Origin of the sequence: Rhodanobacter ginsengisoli, from assembly GCF_042657065.1 — a bacterium.
GTDB lineage: Bacteria > Pseudomonadota > Gammaproteobacteria > Xanthomonadales > Rhodanobacteraceae > Rhodanobacter > Rhodanobacter ginsengisoli.
The window spans coordinates 254753-269649 of record NZ_JBHSNF010000003.1; the positions used below are offsets into that span (position 1 = coordinate 254753).

Below are 14897 nucleotides of genomic sequence, written 5' to 3' on the forward strand. Positions count from 1 at the left end.
GGATGGCCGGGCGGTTACACTTGAACCCGTCCTTCCCGTACTGGAGCTCACCATGAAGACCGTATTCCGTCCGCTGCGCCAGGCTCTGTTGCTGGCGCTGACCCTGGGGTTCGTGGCGCCGGTGCTGGCCCAGCCGCACAAGGTCGATCAGCAGAATCTGTACCGTTACTGGATCCTGCTCAATACCAAGGTGCAGATGGATGTGCCCAACAGCGGGCTGAATCTGGACAAGCCGGGGTGTGCGGCGGTGACCTACACGGTCGGTTCCGATGGCGTGCCGCTGGACGTGCGGGTGGTCAAGGTGGTGCCCAAGAGCGACCTGGGGACGGTGGCACGCAGCGCGGTGTCCCATTTCCGCTACGGCCCGTCGCTGAACAACAAGATCGGGCAGCCCGTGGCGACCTACTACATCGTGCCGTTCAATGCGCCGAAGGACCCGGCGGCCCGCCAGCAACTGACGGATGCCTGCAAGTTGCCCGGTTACGGCTCGTAACGCCCGACGTCGGGCGGCCCGGCCGGCCCGGCGAATCTGGCCTATAATCCCCGTTTTGAACCACGCCGCTTCGACCCCGAGGCGGCGTCAACCTTGTGCTGGCGGGTCCCGCCCTCGCACCACGGAGTCGTCATGAGTATTGAAGATCTCGAAAGTATTGCCCTGGCGATGGTCGCGCCCGGCAAGGGCATCATCGCCATCGACGAGTCGACCAAGACGATCGCGAAGCGGTTCGAGGCGGTCGGTATCGAGAATACCGAGGAGAACCGTCGCGCCTACCGTGAGATGCTGCTGACCACGCCCGGCCTGAACGAGCACATCTCCGGCGCGATCCTGTACGACGAGACGATCCGCCAGTCGACCAGGGACGGCGTGCCGTTCACCCAGTTGATGAAGAAGCTCGGCATCATTCCCGGCATCAAGGTCGACAAGGGGCCGCAGCCGCTGGCCGGTTTTCCCGGTGACGTGGTCACCGAGGGCCTCGACGGCCTGCGCGAGCGCCTGCAGGAATACGCCCGGCTCGGCGCGCAGTTCGCCAAGTGGCGTGCGGTGATCAACATCAGCGAGGAAAACCCCAGCTCCACCGCGATCGAGGCGAACTGCCACGTGCTGGCGCGCTACGCCGCGCTGTGCCAGGAAGCGGGCCTGGTGCCGATGGTGGAACCGGAAGTGCTGATGGACGGCGATCACAGCATCGAGGTCAGCTACGAGGTGCACGAAGCCGTGCTGCGCAGCCTGTTCAATGCGCTGTACGAGCAGAACGTGATGCTGGAAGGCACCATCCTGAAGATCAGCATGGTCATCCCGGGCAAGGACTGCGAGGAGCAGGTCGATGTCGAGGAAGTCGCCGAAGCGACCGTGCGCGTGCTCAAGTCCACCGTGCCGGCCTCGCTGCCGGGCATCGTGTTCCTCTCCGGTGGCCAGTCGGACCAGCAGTCCACCGCGCATCTGAACGCGATGAACCAGATCGGTCCGCATCCGTGGCCGCTGTCGTTCTCGTATGGCCGCGCCATGCAGCAGGCGGCCCTGAAGTTGTGGTCGAAGGACATGAAGGCGAACTACGCCGAGGCACAGAAGACCGTGTATGCGCGGGCACGCGACAACGGCCTGGCCGCACTGGGCCAGTGGAACGGCTGATCCGCAGCATGCCCCGCCGCTGAAACGGTGCGCGGGACCGGACAGGAAAAGGGCGCCTTGCGGCGCCCTTTTTTTGGCCTTGCGACCTGTTGCAGGTCTATCAGAAGCGGTATTCCGCGCTGACCGAGACCATGTCCGAGCTCAGGTTCACGTGGTCCTTCTTCGCGTCGTAATAGTCGTAGTTCAGACCCACGCTGACGTTGTTGCTGAAGTCGTAGCCGACACCGGCACCGGCGTACCAGCTGGTGTTGTCAAAGCCCTTGCGAACCGGGTTGGCATCGTTGCTGAGGCCGTGACCCTGCCAGCCGTAGACGCCGGTACGTGCGCTGACGTACCAGTTCGGGGTGACGTTGAAGTGCCCGTTCACGCCGGCAGTCCAGCCGTGCAGCTGGGACTTGTTGTCCGCCACGACCGGCTGGTTGTTGAACACGTTCTTCGCATGGATGTTGCCCAGGTCGTTGTAGCCCACCTCGGCACCCACCGCGACGGCCGGGCTCAATGCCCAGCGGTAGCCGCCATTGATGGCGTAACCCGTGCTGGTGTCGTCATACGCGCCGTGATTGAGCGAGGCCTGACCGACATTGCCGTTGACGAACCAGCCATCGTTGTGGGTCGGGGCGCTCTGCGCGAATACCGCGGGGACGGCCAGCAGGCCGGCGGTGCTGAGGGCGAGGGCAAGCAGGGTCTTCTTGATTTTCATGTGGAGATGCTCCTAGTTGTCATGGCAGTCGGCCTGGGGGGGAGTTGGCCGCTGCTGAAAGTGCGCTACCCAAATCAGGCGGCGACACTGGACGGTTAGATGAGGCGCTGGCGGAAAGATTCAATACCGGCAAGTTTATTATTAAGCCAGTGTTAATCCGGCGACCGCGGTACCCGGGGGAACGAGTACCCGACGCCTCATGCCGTATCTCAGAAACGGTATTCGGCACTCACCGAGGCGGTGTCGGTGCTCAGGTCGATGCCGTGCTTGTTGGCGCGGTAGTAGTCGTACGACAGGCCCAGGCCGAAATGGTCGGTGAAGTCGTAGCCCACGCCAGCGCCGCCGTAGAGGTCGACCTGGTTCAGATCGTGGCGGTTGATGTCCTGGTCGCTGTAGCCGTGCCCTTTCCAGCCATACACACCGGCACGACCGCTGAGGTACAGGCCCTGCCAGACGTTGATGCGGCCATTCACGCCCGCGGTCCAGCCGCGCAGGGCCTGACGCTGGGCGGTCTGATTGACGTTGTTGCTGTTGAACGCGTTCTTGAGCTTGAAATTGCCCAGGTCGTTGTAACCCACGTCGACGCCGAGGCCGAGATCAGGGCCGACCTTCCAGCGATAGCCGGCGCTGAGCGAATAAGTGGTGGGATGAGCGTCGTACGGGCCCTTGTTGATGTGCGCCTGACCGACGCTGGCGTCGATCAGCCAGTTGCCGCTGCCGATCGCCTGACCCGGCTGGTAATTGCCGCCGGCCTGGGTGTCGCTGGCGGCGGGGCTGCTGTCGATCGGGGCAGGGCTGTCCTGTGCCAGCGCGGGCAGGGCACAAACGGCGGCCGAAACCAGTGCGAGGGCAAGTAGTGTCTTTTTCATGGGGATACCTTCTTGACTGCTTATGACAACGCGCTGCCCGATCCCTGGGGATGGGTCGGGCAGCGGCGCATGGAAACCACACGCCGCGCCATTGGACGGGTTCGAGCCTGAAGCGTTTCGGTATCCGTCAATGAAAAATTAAGGCTGAATTAATCTGCCGCCGGAAAACGGGCCCCCATGGGGCGTGCGCCACGGGTCCGGCGCGACAGCGAACGTCCGGATCAGCGACAATGCGCGTTTTGCGCCTGCCGGAGACTGCCCGATGACCACCCGCCGCGAACTCGCCAACGCCGTGCGCGCCCTAGCCATGGATGCCGTCGAGGCCGCCAAGTCCGGCCACCCCGGCATGCCGATGGGCATGGCCGACATTGCCGAGGTGCTGTGGAACGACTTCCTGCAGTTCAATCCGGCGAACCCGAAATGGTTCAACCGCGACCGCTTCGTGCTCTCCAACGGTCATGGCTCGATGCTGCAGTACGCGCTGCTGCACCTGACCGGGTTCGACCTGCCGATGGACCAGCTGAAGCACTTCCGCCAGCTGCATTCGAAGACTGCCGGCCACCCGGAAGCCAGCGAGACACCCGGAGTGGAGACCACCACCGGCCCGCTCGGCCAGGGCCTGGCCAACGCCGTCGGTTTCGCGCTGGCGGAGAAAGTGCTGGCGGCGCATTTCAACCGCCCCGATCACGCCGTGGTCGACCATCACACCTATGTGTTCCTGGGCGACGGCTGCCTGATGGAAGGCATCTCGCACGAAGTCGCCTCGCTGGCCGGCACCTGGAAGCTGGGCAAGCTGGTGGCGATCTATGACGACAACGGCATCTCGATCGACGGCGAGGTCCAGGGCTGGTTCACCGACGACACGCCGGCCCGTTTCGAGGCCTACGGCTGGAACGTGATCCGTGGCGTGGACGGGCATGACGCGGAGGCGATCGGCAAGGCGTTGAAGGCAGCAACAGGCCAGAGCGACAAGCCCACGCTGATCTGCGCCAAGACCATCATCGGTTTCGGCGCGCCGCACAAGCAGGGCAAGGAAGAAAGCCACGGCGCACCGCTGGGCAAGGACGAGGTGGCGGCCGCCCGTGAACAGCTGGGCTGGCACTACGGTCCGTTCGAGATTCCGGCCGACATCTATGCCGGCTGGGATCACAAGGGCAAGGGCGCGCAGTGCGAACGCTCGTGGAGCGAAGCGTTCGAGGCCTACGCCCGGGCGTACCCGGAACTCGCCGCCGAGCTGAAGCGCCGCGTCGCCGGTGAGCTGCCCGCCGACTGGGCCGGCAAGTCGCAGGCGTACATCGCCAGGCTGCAGGCCGAAGGTCCGGAAGTGGCCTCGCGCAAGGCCTCGCAGATGAGCCTGGACGCGTTCGGCCCGCTGTTGCCGGAGCTGATCGGCGGCTCGGCCGACCTGGCCGGTTCCAACCTCACCAAGTGGAAGGGCAGCCTGGACGCGGCCACCGGCAACAGCGCCGACGGCAAGGGCAACTATGTGTATTACGGCGTGCGCGAGTTCGGCATGACCGCGATCGCCAACGGCCTGGCCCTGCACGGCGGCTTCATTCCCTACGACGCCACCTTCCTGGTGTTCTCCGACTACGCGCGCAACGCGGTACGCATGAGCGCACTGATTCCGGCCCATGCGATCCACGTCTACACGCACGACTCGATCGGCCTGGGCGAGGACGGCCCGACCCACCAACCGGTCGAGCACATGGCCAGCCTGCGCTACATCCCGAACAACCAGCTGTGGCGTCCGTGCGACGCGGTGGAGTCGGCGGCGTCGTGGAAGGCCGCGATCGAGCGCAAGGGTGCGCCGTCCTGCCTGGTGTTCTCGCGGCAGACGCTCAAGCATCAGCAGCGCAGCGAGCAGCAGGTCGCCGACATCATGCGCGGTGGCTACGTGTTGTCCGATCCGCTGGATACCCGCTTCAAGGCGATCCTGATCGCCACCGGCTCCGAAGTGGAGCTGGCGATGGAAGCGGCACGCGCGCTGGCGCAGCAGGACATCGGCGTGCGGGTGGTGTCGATGCCGTGCACCGAGGTGTTCGACGCGCAGCCGCTGGAATACCGCGAGGGCGTGCTGCCGGGCTGGTGCCGTGCACGCGTGGCGGTGGAAGCGGCCACGGCCGACTTCTGGGCCAAGTACGTGGGCCTGGACGGCGAGGTGGTCGGCATGACCACGTTCGGCGCCTCCGCTCCGGCGCCGCAGCTGTTCGAGCACTTCGGCTTCAGCGTGGCGCACGTGGTCGATGCGGTGAAGCGCACCCTCAAATAAGGTTCGTCGCGATCGCCTCCTCTCCCCTTGGGGGAGAGGATTGAGTGAGGGGCGGGTGCTCGCGGGAATGGCTGTCTGGACGTCGGGTCGGCTCAGGCGAGCAGCAGCGCGGCCAGTTCGTCCGGCGTCGCCGCCATGGCATGGGCGCCGGCCAGTTCCAGTTCGGCCCGGCTGCCGAAACCCCACAGCACGCCGATGCCGCGGACGTCGTTGGCCACCGCGCCGTCGATGTCGAAGTGGCGGTCGCCGATCATCACCGCATCGGCTGGCTTGCAACCGAAGTCCGTCAGCGCCTCGGCGATCATCGAGGCCTTCTCGCTGTGCGGGCTGTCGGGGTGGGGGCCATACAGGCGCAGGAAGGCCTCGCCAAACGGCAGATGGGCAATGATCGGAGCGGCGTGCCGGTGTGGCTTGCTCGTCACCACGGCCAGTTGGTGGCCGGCAGCAAGCAATCGCTCGATCAGCCGCGCGATGCCGGGGTAGATCTCATGCTCGCGCCAGCCATGCGTGTTGAAGCGCTCGTGGTAGTACTCCACGGCCGCCTCGATCCGCCCGGCGTCGTGAGCCAGCAGCGGCGCGAAGCTGTGCCGCAGCGGCGGACCGATCCAGCGACGCAGTTCCTCATGCGCCGGCGCGGGAACGTCCAGCCTTGCCAGCGCATGTTTCACGCACGCGGTGATGCCCTGCTCGGAATCGATCAGGGTGCCGTCGAGGTCGAACAGGCAGAGCATTATTTCGCCGCGCGTGCCTTCAACGCGGTGACCGCGGGCAGTTCCTTGCCCTCGAGGAATTCCAGGAAGGCGCCGCCGCCTGTGGAGATGTAGGAGACGCGGTCGGCGATCCCGTATTTTTCGACCGCGGCCAGCGTGTCGCCGCCGCCGGCGATCGAAAACGCACTCGATTCGGCGATCGCATGCGCCAGGGTTTCGGTGCCCTTGCCGAACGCGTCGAACTCGAACACGCCGACCGGGCCGTTCCACACCACGGTGCCGGCCCTGGCGATCAGCTCGGCGTAGCGCCGGGCGGTCTGCGGGCCGATGTCGAGGATCATCTCGTCGTCGTTGACCTGGTCGACCGCCTTCACCGTGGCGGTCGCCTGGGCGGAAAAGTTGGAAGCCACCACCACGTCGACCGGCATCGGCACGTCGACGCCACGGCGCCTGGCGTCGGCCAGCACCTTTTTCGCGGCATCGACCAGCGCCGGTTCGACCAGCGAGTTGCCGATCGAATGGCCCATCGCCATGATGAAGGTATTGGCGATGCCGCCACCGACGATCAGCTGGTCGACCTTGCCGATCAGGTTGTCCAGCAAGGTCAGCTTGGTCGAGACCTTGGAGCCGGCCACGATCGCCAGCAGCGGTCGCGCCGGATGTTCCAGCGCCTTGCCCAGCGCGTCCAGTTCGGCGCACAGCAGCGGGCCGGCCGCGGCGACCGGGGCGAAGCGGATCACGCCATGGGTCGAGGCCTGCGCCCGGTGCGCAGTGCCGAACGCGTCCATCACGAAGATGTCGCACAGTGCGGCGTACTTCTTCGCCAGCGCCTCGTCGTCCTTGCCTTCGCCGACATTCATGCGGCAGTTTTCCAGCACCACGACCTCGCCGGCGGCCACCTCGACGCCGTCCAGGTAGTCCGCGACCAGCCGCACCGGCGTGCCGAGCTTGTCGCCCAGCCACCGCGCCACCGGCGCCAGCGAGGCCTCGGCGTCGAACTGGCCTTCCTTCGGACGACCCAGGTGGGACATCACCATGACCCGGGCGCCGGCATCGCGAGCGGCCATGATCGTGGGCAGCGCCGCATCGAGTCGCTGGGTCGAGGTGATCTGCCCGTGGTCGTCGAACGGCACATTCAGATCCTCGCGGATCAGCACGCGCTGGCCGCGCAAATCGAGGTCACTCATGCGGATGACGGACACGGCGGATCTCCGGTGATGGGCTTGAATCGTCCAGAATGGACGGCAGCCGCGTATTGTCCGGCCCGTTGCGCCCCGATGCAAACCGGAGTCGGGTCATCGGGCGGCGGGCGACGACGTTGCAGTCGCCCATGCGCCGAGGCCACACTTGTGGCTAAACTGGCGCTTACGTGCAGGGGGAGAGGACGGCTCATGGCTACCGGTCTGGTGCTTTATGGCTACTGGCGCTCCAGCGCCGCGTATCGGGTGCGCATCGCGCTCAACCTGAAAGGGGTGGAGTACGAATCGCGGCCGGTACACCTTGTCCGCGAGGGTGGCGAGCAACATGCCGCGGCGTTTCGCGAGGTCAATCCGCAGGAGATGGTCCCCTGCCTGCTCGATGGCGACCGGGTGATCACACAGTCGCTGGCGATCATGGAATACCTCGACGAGAAGTATCCGGAGCTGGAGACCTCGCTGCTGCCGATGGATGCACGTGGGCGTGCGCGGGTGCGCGCGCTGGCGATGGTGGTGGCCTGCGATACCCATCCGCTGGGCAATCTGCGTGTGCTGCAGCGGCTGGAATCGCAATTCGGTGCCGACGAGGCGCAGCGCGCGGAGTGGTCGCGGTACTGGATCGACACCAGCTTCAAGGCGCTGGAGGTGATGCTGGCCGACAATGCGGCCACCGGCCGTTACTGCCACGGCGATTCGCCCAGCATGGCCGATATCTGTCTGGTGCCGCAGTACTACAACGCCTTGCGCTGGAAGCTGCCGCTGGATGCCTACCCGACCGTGCGCCGGATCTGCGAGGCCTGCAACGAACTGGAGACATTCCAGCGCGCGGCGCCGGAAGCCCAGCCGGATGCGCCGGTACCTGCCTGAAGCGAATGGTTCGCGGACCTAAAGCCCCTCGCGCTGGCCGGGGCGGTTTCCCGGCGAAAGGCGATCTTGCCGGTCCGTCGCCGCGGTAACGGGCCGGCCGGCCGTTGTTGCCGATGTCCGACAGACTCCTAGAAGCCCATGCCGTAGGGATCGTTGCCGGCCAGTTCCTGATCGCTGTTGCCGCTGTCGGCGAGCCGGATCTTCAACGCCAGGCCGTCACGCGAATCGGACTTGTTGAGTACCTCTTCCAGCTCCACGCGGCCGTCCTTGTACAGCCGGTACAGCGACTGGTCGAAGGTCTGCATGCCTTCCTGCAGGCTGCGATCCATCGCCTCCTTGATCTCGTGGGTCTGGCCGCGGCGAATCATGTCGCGGATCAGCGGGGTATTCAGCAACACCTCCGCGGCGGGAATGCGGCGGCCGTCCTTGCCGATCACCAGGCGCTGGCTGATCACTGCGCGCAGATTGAGCGAAAGGTTCATCAGCACGTTCTTGTGTGCCGATTCCGGGAAGAAGTTGAGGATGCGCTCCAGCGTCTGGTCGGCGTTGTTCGAGTGCAGCGTGGCCAGGCACAGATGGCCGGTCTCGGAAAACGCGATCGCCGCTTCCATCGTGTCGGTGTCGCGGATCTCGCCGATCATGATGACGTCCGGCGCCTCGCGCATCGCGTTCTTCAGGGCCTCGTGATAGCTGTGCGTGTCCAGGCCCACTTCGCGCTGGTTGACGATCGATTTCTTGTGCCGGTGCAGGTATTCGATCGGATCCTCGATGGTGAGGATGTGGCCGGCCGAATGCGTGTTGCGCTGGTCGATCATGGCCGCCAGGGTGGTGGACTTGCCCGAGCCGGTGGCGCCGACCACCAGGATCAGCCCACGCGGTTCCATGATCAGGTCGCGGAAGATGCCTGGCAGCTGCAGCTGGTCGATGCTGGGGATTTCGCTCTTGATCGCGCGGATCACCATGCCCACTTCGCCGCGCTGCTTGAACACGTTGATGCGGAAACGGCCGGCTTCCTTGACCGCGAGCGCCATGTTCAACTCGAGATTGCGCTCGAATTGCGGCACCTGGCCTTCGTCCATCAGCGAATAGGCGATCTTCTTCACCATGCCGCCGGGCAGGCCGGTATTGCCCAGGGGATACAACTTGCCCTCGACCTTGATGTTCACTGGAGCGCCGGTGGTCAGGAACATGTCCGACGCGCCCTTGTCTACCATAAGCTTGAGGAAGTAGCCGATATCCACGTTTGTCCCCTGTTTCCCAATGCGCATTGCAATGATGGATTATGCCTGTCCACAATACGTCGCGACACACCATGAGGAATGTGATGCACATCTTTTCCCCGCTGGCCGGATCCGTTGGCCGCACCTGTATGGCAACGGCTGCCCTGGCACTGACACTGGCGCTGTCCGGCTGCGCCACGGCGCCCCCGCCGAATGATTCGATGAATCTTGCCCAGACGGAGTTGCAGGCGGCGCGCGAGGCCGGTGCGGCCGATTACGCGCCGGTCGACCTGGGCTTTGCGCAGGACAAGTTCCAGCAGGCCCAGGCGGCCATGGCCGAGCGCAAGTATGCCGATGCGGCCAATCTGGCCGGGGAATCGAGTGCCGACGCCGAACTGGCGCGGGCCAAGGCCCGGCTGGGTGCGGCGCGGGCCCAGATCCAGAGCAAAATGCAGGAAAACGATCGCCTGCGTCAGCTGGGCGAACAGTCCGCGACCGACGCGCCGCCCCAGCCACAGGCCCTGCCCTCCAGTCCGCCAGCTACCCAGGACATGCCGGCGCCGGCATCGTCGGTCCTGTCGGCACCGCCGGGCAATGGTTTCCAGACCGTGCCCGCGGACCACCAGCTGCCGGCCTCGGGCTCCAGCACCTCCGGAGGCCAGCCATGAAGCGTCCCACTGCCATCCTCGCCTTTGTCCTGCTGGGTCTGGTCGCCATGGGATCGGCGCACGCGCGGCAGGATGACATCGACATCAACCGCCTCACCAGCAGCCTCGACCAGCTCGCCAACGACCCGAGCCTGGGCGGTTATGCGCAGGCCGAGCAGGCGCGTGCGCGCGATGCGATCAACCGCCTGGCGCAGGCGAGCTCGCGCGAACGGGCGCATGACCTGTACCTGGCGGAACGTCGTGTGGATCTGGCCAAGACCGCGGCGCAGCTGCAGGATGCCCAGGTCAAGCTGACCCAGCTCGATCGCGAGCACGACCAGATCCTGCTGGACAACAGCCGGCGCGACGCGGAAATGGCGCGCCGTGAGCTGGAGCGCCAGCGCCTGCAATACCAGCTGGCGCAGGAGGAGGCGGCCCGGCTGCAGCAGCAGGGTCAGGAATACTCGCAGGCAGCCGAGCAGGCACGGGCCGAAGCCGAGCGCGCGAACAAGCTGGCGGCGGCGCAGAGCAAGGTGGCCAGGGCGGCCCGGCGCGAAGCCGCACTGGCCGCGCAGGCCGCCAAGGCGATGCGTTCGCAACTGGAAGACAGCAACAGTCCCGCCAAGGCCCCGGCCGAGCACAAGAAGCCCGCGAAAAAACCCGCCGGCCATCGCTGAAATCGGCGTATTCGAGCCACCCGCAAGCGCCGGCCGGCCAGTGCCGGCTGGCGCTTGCGGGTGGCCGATTTGGCAAATGTAAAATACTGTTTTGACAGGTATTTCACATAGTGCCGATGCCCGCACACCTTCATGAAATCGGGCTTGCGGCGCCCTTGTCGGGAGAGTAGGGTCGAAGTCCCACGAGGCATCCCCGCCTTGTGGGTCATCGACCTGAACCATGCGCCTATCCCACGTTCAAATCTCCCCTCGCGTTCCGGTATCCCGGCGCGGGTCGTGGTTGCACGCGTGCGTTCGGTCGTCCGCGGATGTCGCGGTCGTGGCATCCGCCAGTCCACTCGCAGGAGGTCGGATCATGTTTGAAAACCAGCAGCGTGATGATGTCGAGGCATTGATGAAGGCCGATGCCGAATTCCGTCGGCTCTATCAGCATCACAAGGAACTCGACAGCAAGGTGCACGACGCCGATATCGGCGTGCTTCCCATCGACGATGTCACTCTCGCCAGCATGAAGAAGGAGAAATTGCTGGCCAAGGCGCGACTCGAGCGCATGTGGGCGGACCGGGTGCACCTCATCCACTGACTCTGCGGTTTCATCACACACACGGCCCCGGGCCCTTCCTGCTCATCGGAAGGGTTGTCGGGGCCGCGGTGTGTCTGACGGGCGGTCGGGCGGCTCGGTTATGATGGCGGTCTTGCCGGAACGATACGCAGCCCGCGTGACCGGTTTCCCCAGCCACGGAGCCCCCATGACGGTTCACCAGAGTGTTCTTGAACTGATCGGACACACCCCGATGGTGCGTGCGCAGCGCCTGGAGACCGGGTTGTGCGAGTTGTTTCTCAAACTCGAGAGCACCAATCCCGGCGGCTCGATCAAGGACCGCATCGGCCTGTCCATGATCGAGGGTGCCGAAAAGGACGGCAGGATCCGCCCGGGCGACACCCTGGTCGAGGGCACCGCCGGCAATACCGGGCTGGGCCTGGCCCTGGTCGCGCAGCAGAAGGGCTACCGCCTGATCCTGGTGGTGCCGGACAAGATGAGCCGCGAGAAGATATTCAATCTCAAGGCGATGGGCGCCGAGGTCGTGCTGACCCGTTCGGACGTGGCCAAGGGGCACCCCGAGTACTACCAGGACATGGCCGAGCGCATCGCGCGGGAAACGCCGGGGGCGTACTTCATCAACCAGTTCGGCAATCCGGACAACCCGGCGGCGCACATTGCCACCACCGGGCCGGAGATCCTGGAGCAGATGGACGGCAGGGTCGACGCCGTGGTGCTCGGCTGCGGTTCGTCCGGCACGCTGAGCGGGCTGTCGAAATATTTTGCCGAGCATTCGCCGCGGACCGAACTGATCCTGGCCGATCCGGTCGGCTCCATCCTCACCCAGTACATCAACGAAGGCACGCTCTCGACCAAGTCCGCCAGCTGGATGGTCGAAGGCATCGGCGAGGATTTCCTGCCGCCGATCAGCGACTTCACCCGGGTCAGGAAGGCCTACGCGATTCCCGACCGGGAGAGCTTCCTGACCGCGCGCGAGCTGCTGGCGAAGGAAGGCATCCTGGGCGGCTCGTCCACCGGCACGCTGGTGGCCGCGGCGCTGCAGTACTGCCGCGAACAGACCGGCCCGAAGCGGGTGGTGACCCTGGTCTGCGATACCGGCAACAAGTACCTGTCGAAGATGTACAACGACTACTGGATGCTCGACAACGGCTTCATCGAGCGCGAGAAGCACGGTGACCTGCGCGACCTGCTGCTGCGCCCGTTCGCCCAGCGCGACACTGTGGTGGTCGGCCCGAACGAGCTGCTGATCACCGCGTACAACCGCATGAAACTGTACGACGTGTCGCAGCTGCCGGTGATGGACGGTCACAAGCTGGTCGGCATCGTCGACGAGTCGGACGTGCTGATGCATGTGCATGCCGACGAGACCCGTTTCCGCGACGCGGTGTCCACCGCGATGATGACGAACCTGCAGAAATTGCCCCTCAGCGCGCCGATCGAGTCGTTGCTGCCGGTGTTCGAGCGGGGCCACGTGGCGATCGTGATGGACGGCGAGCAGTTCATGGGCCTGATCACCCGCATCGACCTGCTGAACTACCTGCGGCGCAAGGTGAACTAGGACGCTGGTGGGCTTTGATCGGTCGGCCGGTCATGGACTGGCCGCCGCGAAAGCCTGGCGTAATGCGATCACCGCAAGATGCAGCCTGTGACGGAGCCGCTCCGGGTTCCGCCTCCTTGCAAGGGAAGTCCTGCCGATGTGTGGAATAGTTGCCGCCGTTGCCCAGCGCGATGTCGCACCGCTGCTGATCGTGGGCCTGAAGGCGCTCGAATACCGTGGCTACGATTCGTCGGGCCTGGCCGTACTCGATCACGGGACGGTCAGGCGCGTGCGCGCCAAGGGCAAGGTGCGCGAGATGGAAGCGCTCTACCTCGCCGACCCGTTCCCCGGCGGTACCGGCATCGCGCACACCCGCTGGGCCACGCATGGCGTGCCGAACGAGGTGAATGCGCATCCGCACGTGGTGGGCCGGGTCGCGCTGGTGCACAACGGGATCATCGAGAACTATGCCAGCCTGCGCCAGGAGCTGCAGGCGCGCGGCCATGCGTTCAGCTCGGAAACCGACACCGAGGTGATGGCGGCGCTGATCAACCAGCGCATCGACCAGGGCATGCCCCTGCGCGAAGCGGTGCTGGTGACCGTGCGCGAGCTGGAAGGTGCCTACGCGATCGCGGTGATCAGCAGCGACGAGCCCGACCGCGTGGTCGGTGCGCGTCGCGGCGCACCGCTGCTGGTCGGCATGGGCATCGGCGAGAACTTCCTCGGCTCGGATGCGCAGGCGCTGATCCAGGTCACCAACAGGATGGTCCATCTCGAGGAGGGTGACGTGGTCGAGATCACCCGCGACAGCGTGCAGGTGTTCGGCCTGGACGGCCAGCCGGTCGAGCGGGCGGCGTACGAGAGCGAGCTGTCCAGCGATGCGGTCGAGCGCGGCGAGTACCGCCATTACATGCAGAAGGAAATCTTCGAGCAGCCGCGTGCGGTGGCCAACACGCTGGAAGCGCGGATCGGCCCGCACGGGGTGTTGCCGAACATCTTCGGCATCGACAGCGCCCCCTTGCTGCAGGCCACGCGCGGCCTGCACATCATCGCCTGCGGCACCAGCTATCACGCCGGCATGGTCGCCAAGTACTGGATCGAGGAATTTGCGCGGCTGCCGGTCAGCGTGGAAGTGGCCAGCGAATATCGCTACCGCGATACCGTGGTGCCGCCCGACACCCTGTTCGTGGCGATTTCACAGTCCGGCGAGACCGCCGATACCCTGGCGGCACTGCGTGAGTCGCGCCGGCGCGGCTACCTGGGCACGCTGGCGATCTGCAACGTGCCCGAATCGTCGCTGGTGCGGGAGGCGGATCTGAAGCTGATGACGCGGGCCGGTCCGGAAATCGGTGTGGCCTCGACCAAGGCCTTCACCACCCAGCTGGCCGCCCTGGGGTTGCTGGCGCTGGACCTGGCGCACCGCAACGGGCTCGACCCGCAGCGCTATGCGGCGCTGTGCGCCGAACTGCAACACCTGCCGCGGGCGCTCGAGGATGCACTCACTCTGGAGCCGGCGATCATCGAACTGGCCGCCGAGTTCATCCATCGCCAGCACGCGCTGTTCCTCGGTCGCGGCGTGGAATATCCGGTGGCGCTGGAAGGCGCGTTGAAGCTCAAGGAAATTTCCTACATCCACGCCGAGGCGTATCCGGCCGGCGAGCTCAAGCACGGTCCGCTGGCGCTGGTCGACGAGGACATGCCGGTGGTGGCGGTGGCGCCGAACGGCCCGCTGCTGGACAAGCTCAAGTCGAACCTGCAGGAAGTCCGCGCCCGAGGTGGCCGCCTGATCGTGTTCGCCGATGGCGCCGCCGGCATGGACGACATGGCCGGCCACGGCGAGATGCTGCGGGTGGAATCCGGCGGCAGCTTCATCGCGCCGGCCGTGTTCACCGTGCCGCTGCAGCTGCTGGCCTATCACGTCGCCGTGCTGCGCGGCACGGATGTCGACCAGCCGCGCAACCTGGCCAAGTCGGTGACGGTCGAGTAGCAAAAGCTTCGTGGAGAGGAGTG

14 protein-coding genes are annotated in these 14897 nt (G+C 65.8%); 9 read left to right on the top strand and 5 right to left on the bottom strand.

Annotated elements, in window-relative coordinates:
• Positions 1-52: 52 nt before the first annotated feature.
• Both ACFPPA_RS14635 and ACFPPA_RS14640 read left to right on the top strand, forming a co-directional pair.
• Entirely contained in the window at positions 53-493 is a 441-nt protein-coding gene (locus ACFPPA_RS14635) for an energy transducer TonB (RefSeq protein WP_377321183.1), read from the top strand.
• A 132-nt stretch (positions 494-625) separates the two neighbouring features.
• On the top strand, positions 626-1630 hold the full coding sequence (locus tag ACFPPA_RS14640) for a class I fructose-bisphosphate aldolase (protein WP_377321184.1): 1005 nt from the start codon (positions 626-628) through the stop codon (positions 1628-1630).
• A 100-nt stretch (positions 1631-1730) separates the two neighbouring features.
• Here the strand turns inward: ACFPPA_RS14640 and ACFPPA_RS14645 are convergent, their stop codons facing one another.
• A complete protein-coding gene (locus ACFPPA_RS14645) occupies positions 1731-2330 on the bottom strand; it encodes a porin family protein (RefSeq protein WP_377321185.1) in 600 nt (199 codons plus the stop codon).
• A 209-nt stretch (positions 2331-2539) separates the two neighbouring features.
• Positions 2540-3199, bottom strand: coding sequence for an outer membrane beta-barrel protein (locus tag ACFPPA_RS14650; RefSeq protein ID WP_377321187.1), 660 nt, complete (start codon positions 3197-3199; stop codon positions 2540-2542).
• A gap of 262 nt (positions 3200-3461) precedes the next feature.
• Here ACFPPA_RS14650 and tkt point away from each other — a divergent pair, with 262 nt between their 5' ends.
• Positions 3462-5471, top strand: coding sequence for a transketolase (gene tkt / locus ACFPPA_RS14655; protein WP_377321189.1), 2010 nt, complete (start codon positions 3462-3464; stop codon positions 5469-5471).
• Between the two features lie 92 nt (positions 5472-5563).
• Here the strand turns inward: tkt and ACFPPA_RS14660 are convergent, their stop codons facing one another.
• Together ACFPPA_RS14660 and ACFPPA_RS14665 are read right to left on the bottom strand one after the other, a co-directional pair.
• The gene (locus tag ACFPPA_RS14660; protein ID WP_377321191.1) at positions 5564-6202 is read right to left on the bottom strand and encodes an HAD hydrolase-like protein; all 639 of its coding nucleotides are present in this window, start codon (positions 6200-6202) and stop codon (positions 5564-5566) included.
• Positions 6202-7383, bottom strand: coding sequence for a phosphoglycerate kinase (locus ACFPPA_RS14665; RefSeq protein WP_377321193.1), 1182 nt, complete (start codon positions 7381-7383; stop codon positions 6202-6204). Before ACFPPA_RS14665 ends, ACFPPA_RS14660 begins: the two co-directional genes overlap by 1 nt.
• A 189-nt stretch (positions 7384-7572) precedes the next feature.
• Between ACFPPA_RS14665 and maiA the strand changes: the two genes are divergently transcribed.
• A complete protein-coding gene (maiA, locus tag ACFPPA_RS14670) occupies positions 7573-8244 on the top strand; it encodes a maleylacetoacetate isomerase (RefSeq protein WP_377321195.1) in 672 nt (223 codons plus the stop codon).
• Positions 8245-8372: 128 nt separating this feature from the next.
• On the opposite strand, the gene ACFPPA_RS14675 is transcribed toward maiA, so the two are convergent.
• Positions 8373-9485 carry a PilT/PilU family type 4a pilus ATPase gene (locus tag ACFPPA_RS14675; protein ID WP_377321197.1) on the bottom strand — a complete coding sequence of 371 codons (1113 nt, stop codon included), beginning with the start codon at positions 9483-9485 and terminating at the stop codon, positions 8373-8375.
• 200 nt (positions 9486-9685) lie between these two features.
• Between ACFPPA_RS14675 and ACFPPA_RS14680 the strand changes: the two genes are divergently transcribed.
• From ACFPPA_RS14680 to glmS, 5 genes are all read left to right on the top strand, one after another.
• Positions 9686-10132, top strand: a complete 447-nt coding sequence (locus ACFPPA_RS14680) for a DUF4398 domain-containing protein (RefSeq protein ID WP_377321199.1) — start codon at positions 9686-9688, stop codon at positions 10130-10132.
• Positions 10129-10788 carry a hypothetical protein gene (locus ACFPPA_RS14685; RefSeq protein WP_377321201.1) on the top strand — a complete coding sequence of 220 codons (660 nt, stop codon included), beginning with the start codon at positions 10129-10131 and terminating at the stop codon, positions 10786-10788. Before ACFPPA_RS14680 ends, ACFPPA_RS14685 begins: the two co-directional genes overlap by 4 nt.
• Positions 10789-11143: 355 nt before the next feature.
• Positions 11144-11371, top strand: a complete 228-nt coding sequence (locus ACFPPA_RS14690; protein ID WP_377321203.1) for a YdcH family protein — start codon at positions 11144-11146, stop codon at positions 11369-11371.
• A 166-nt stretch (positions 11372-11537) separates the two neighbouring features.
• On the top strand, positions 11538-12908 hold the full coding sequence (locus ACFPPA_RS14695) for a pyridoxal-phosphate dependent enzyme (RefSeq protein ID WP_377321205.1): 1371 nt from the start codon (positions 11538-11540) through the stop codon (positions 12906-12908).
• A gap of 136 nt (positions 12909-13044) precedes the next feature.
• On the top strand, positions 13045-14874 hold the full coding sequence (gene glmS, locus ACFPPA_RS14700; protein WP_377321207.1) for a glutamine--fructose-6-phosphate transaminase (isomerizing): 1830 nt from the start codon (positions 13045-13047) through the stop codon (positions 14872-14874).
• The last annotated feature ends 23 nt before the right edge of the window (positions 14875-14897 follow it).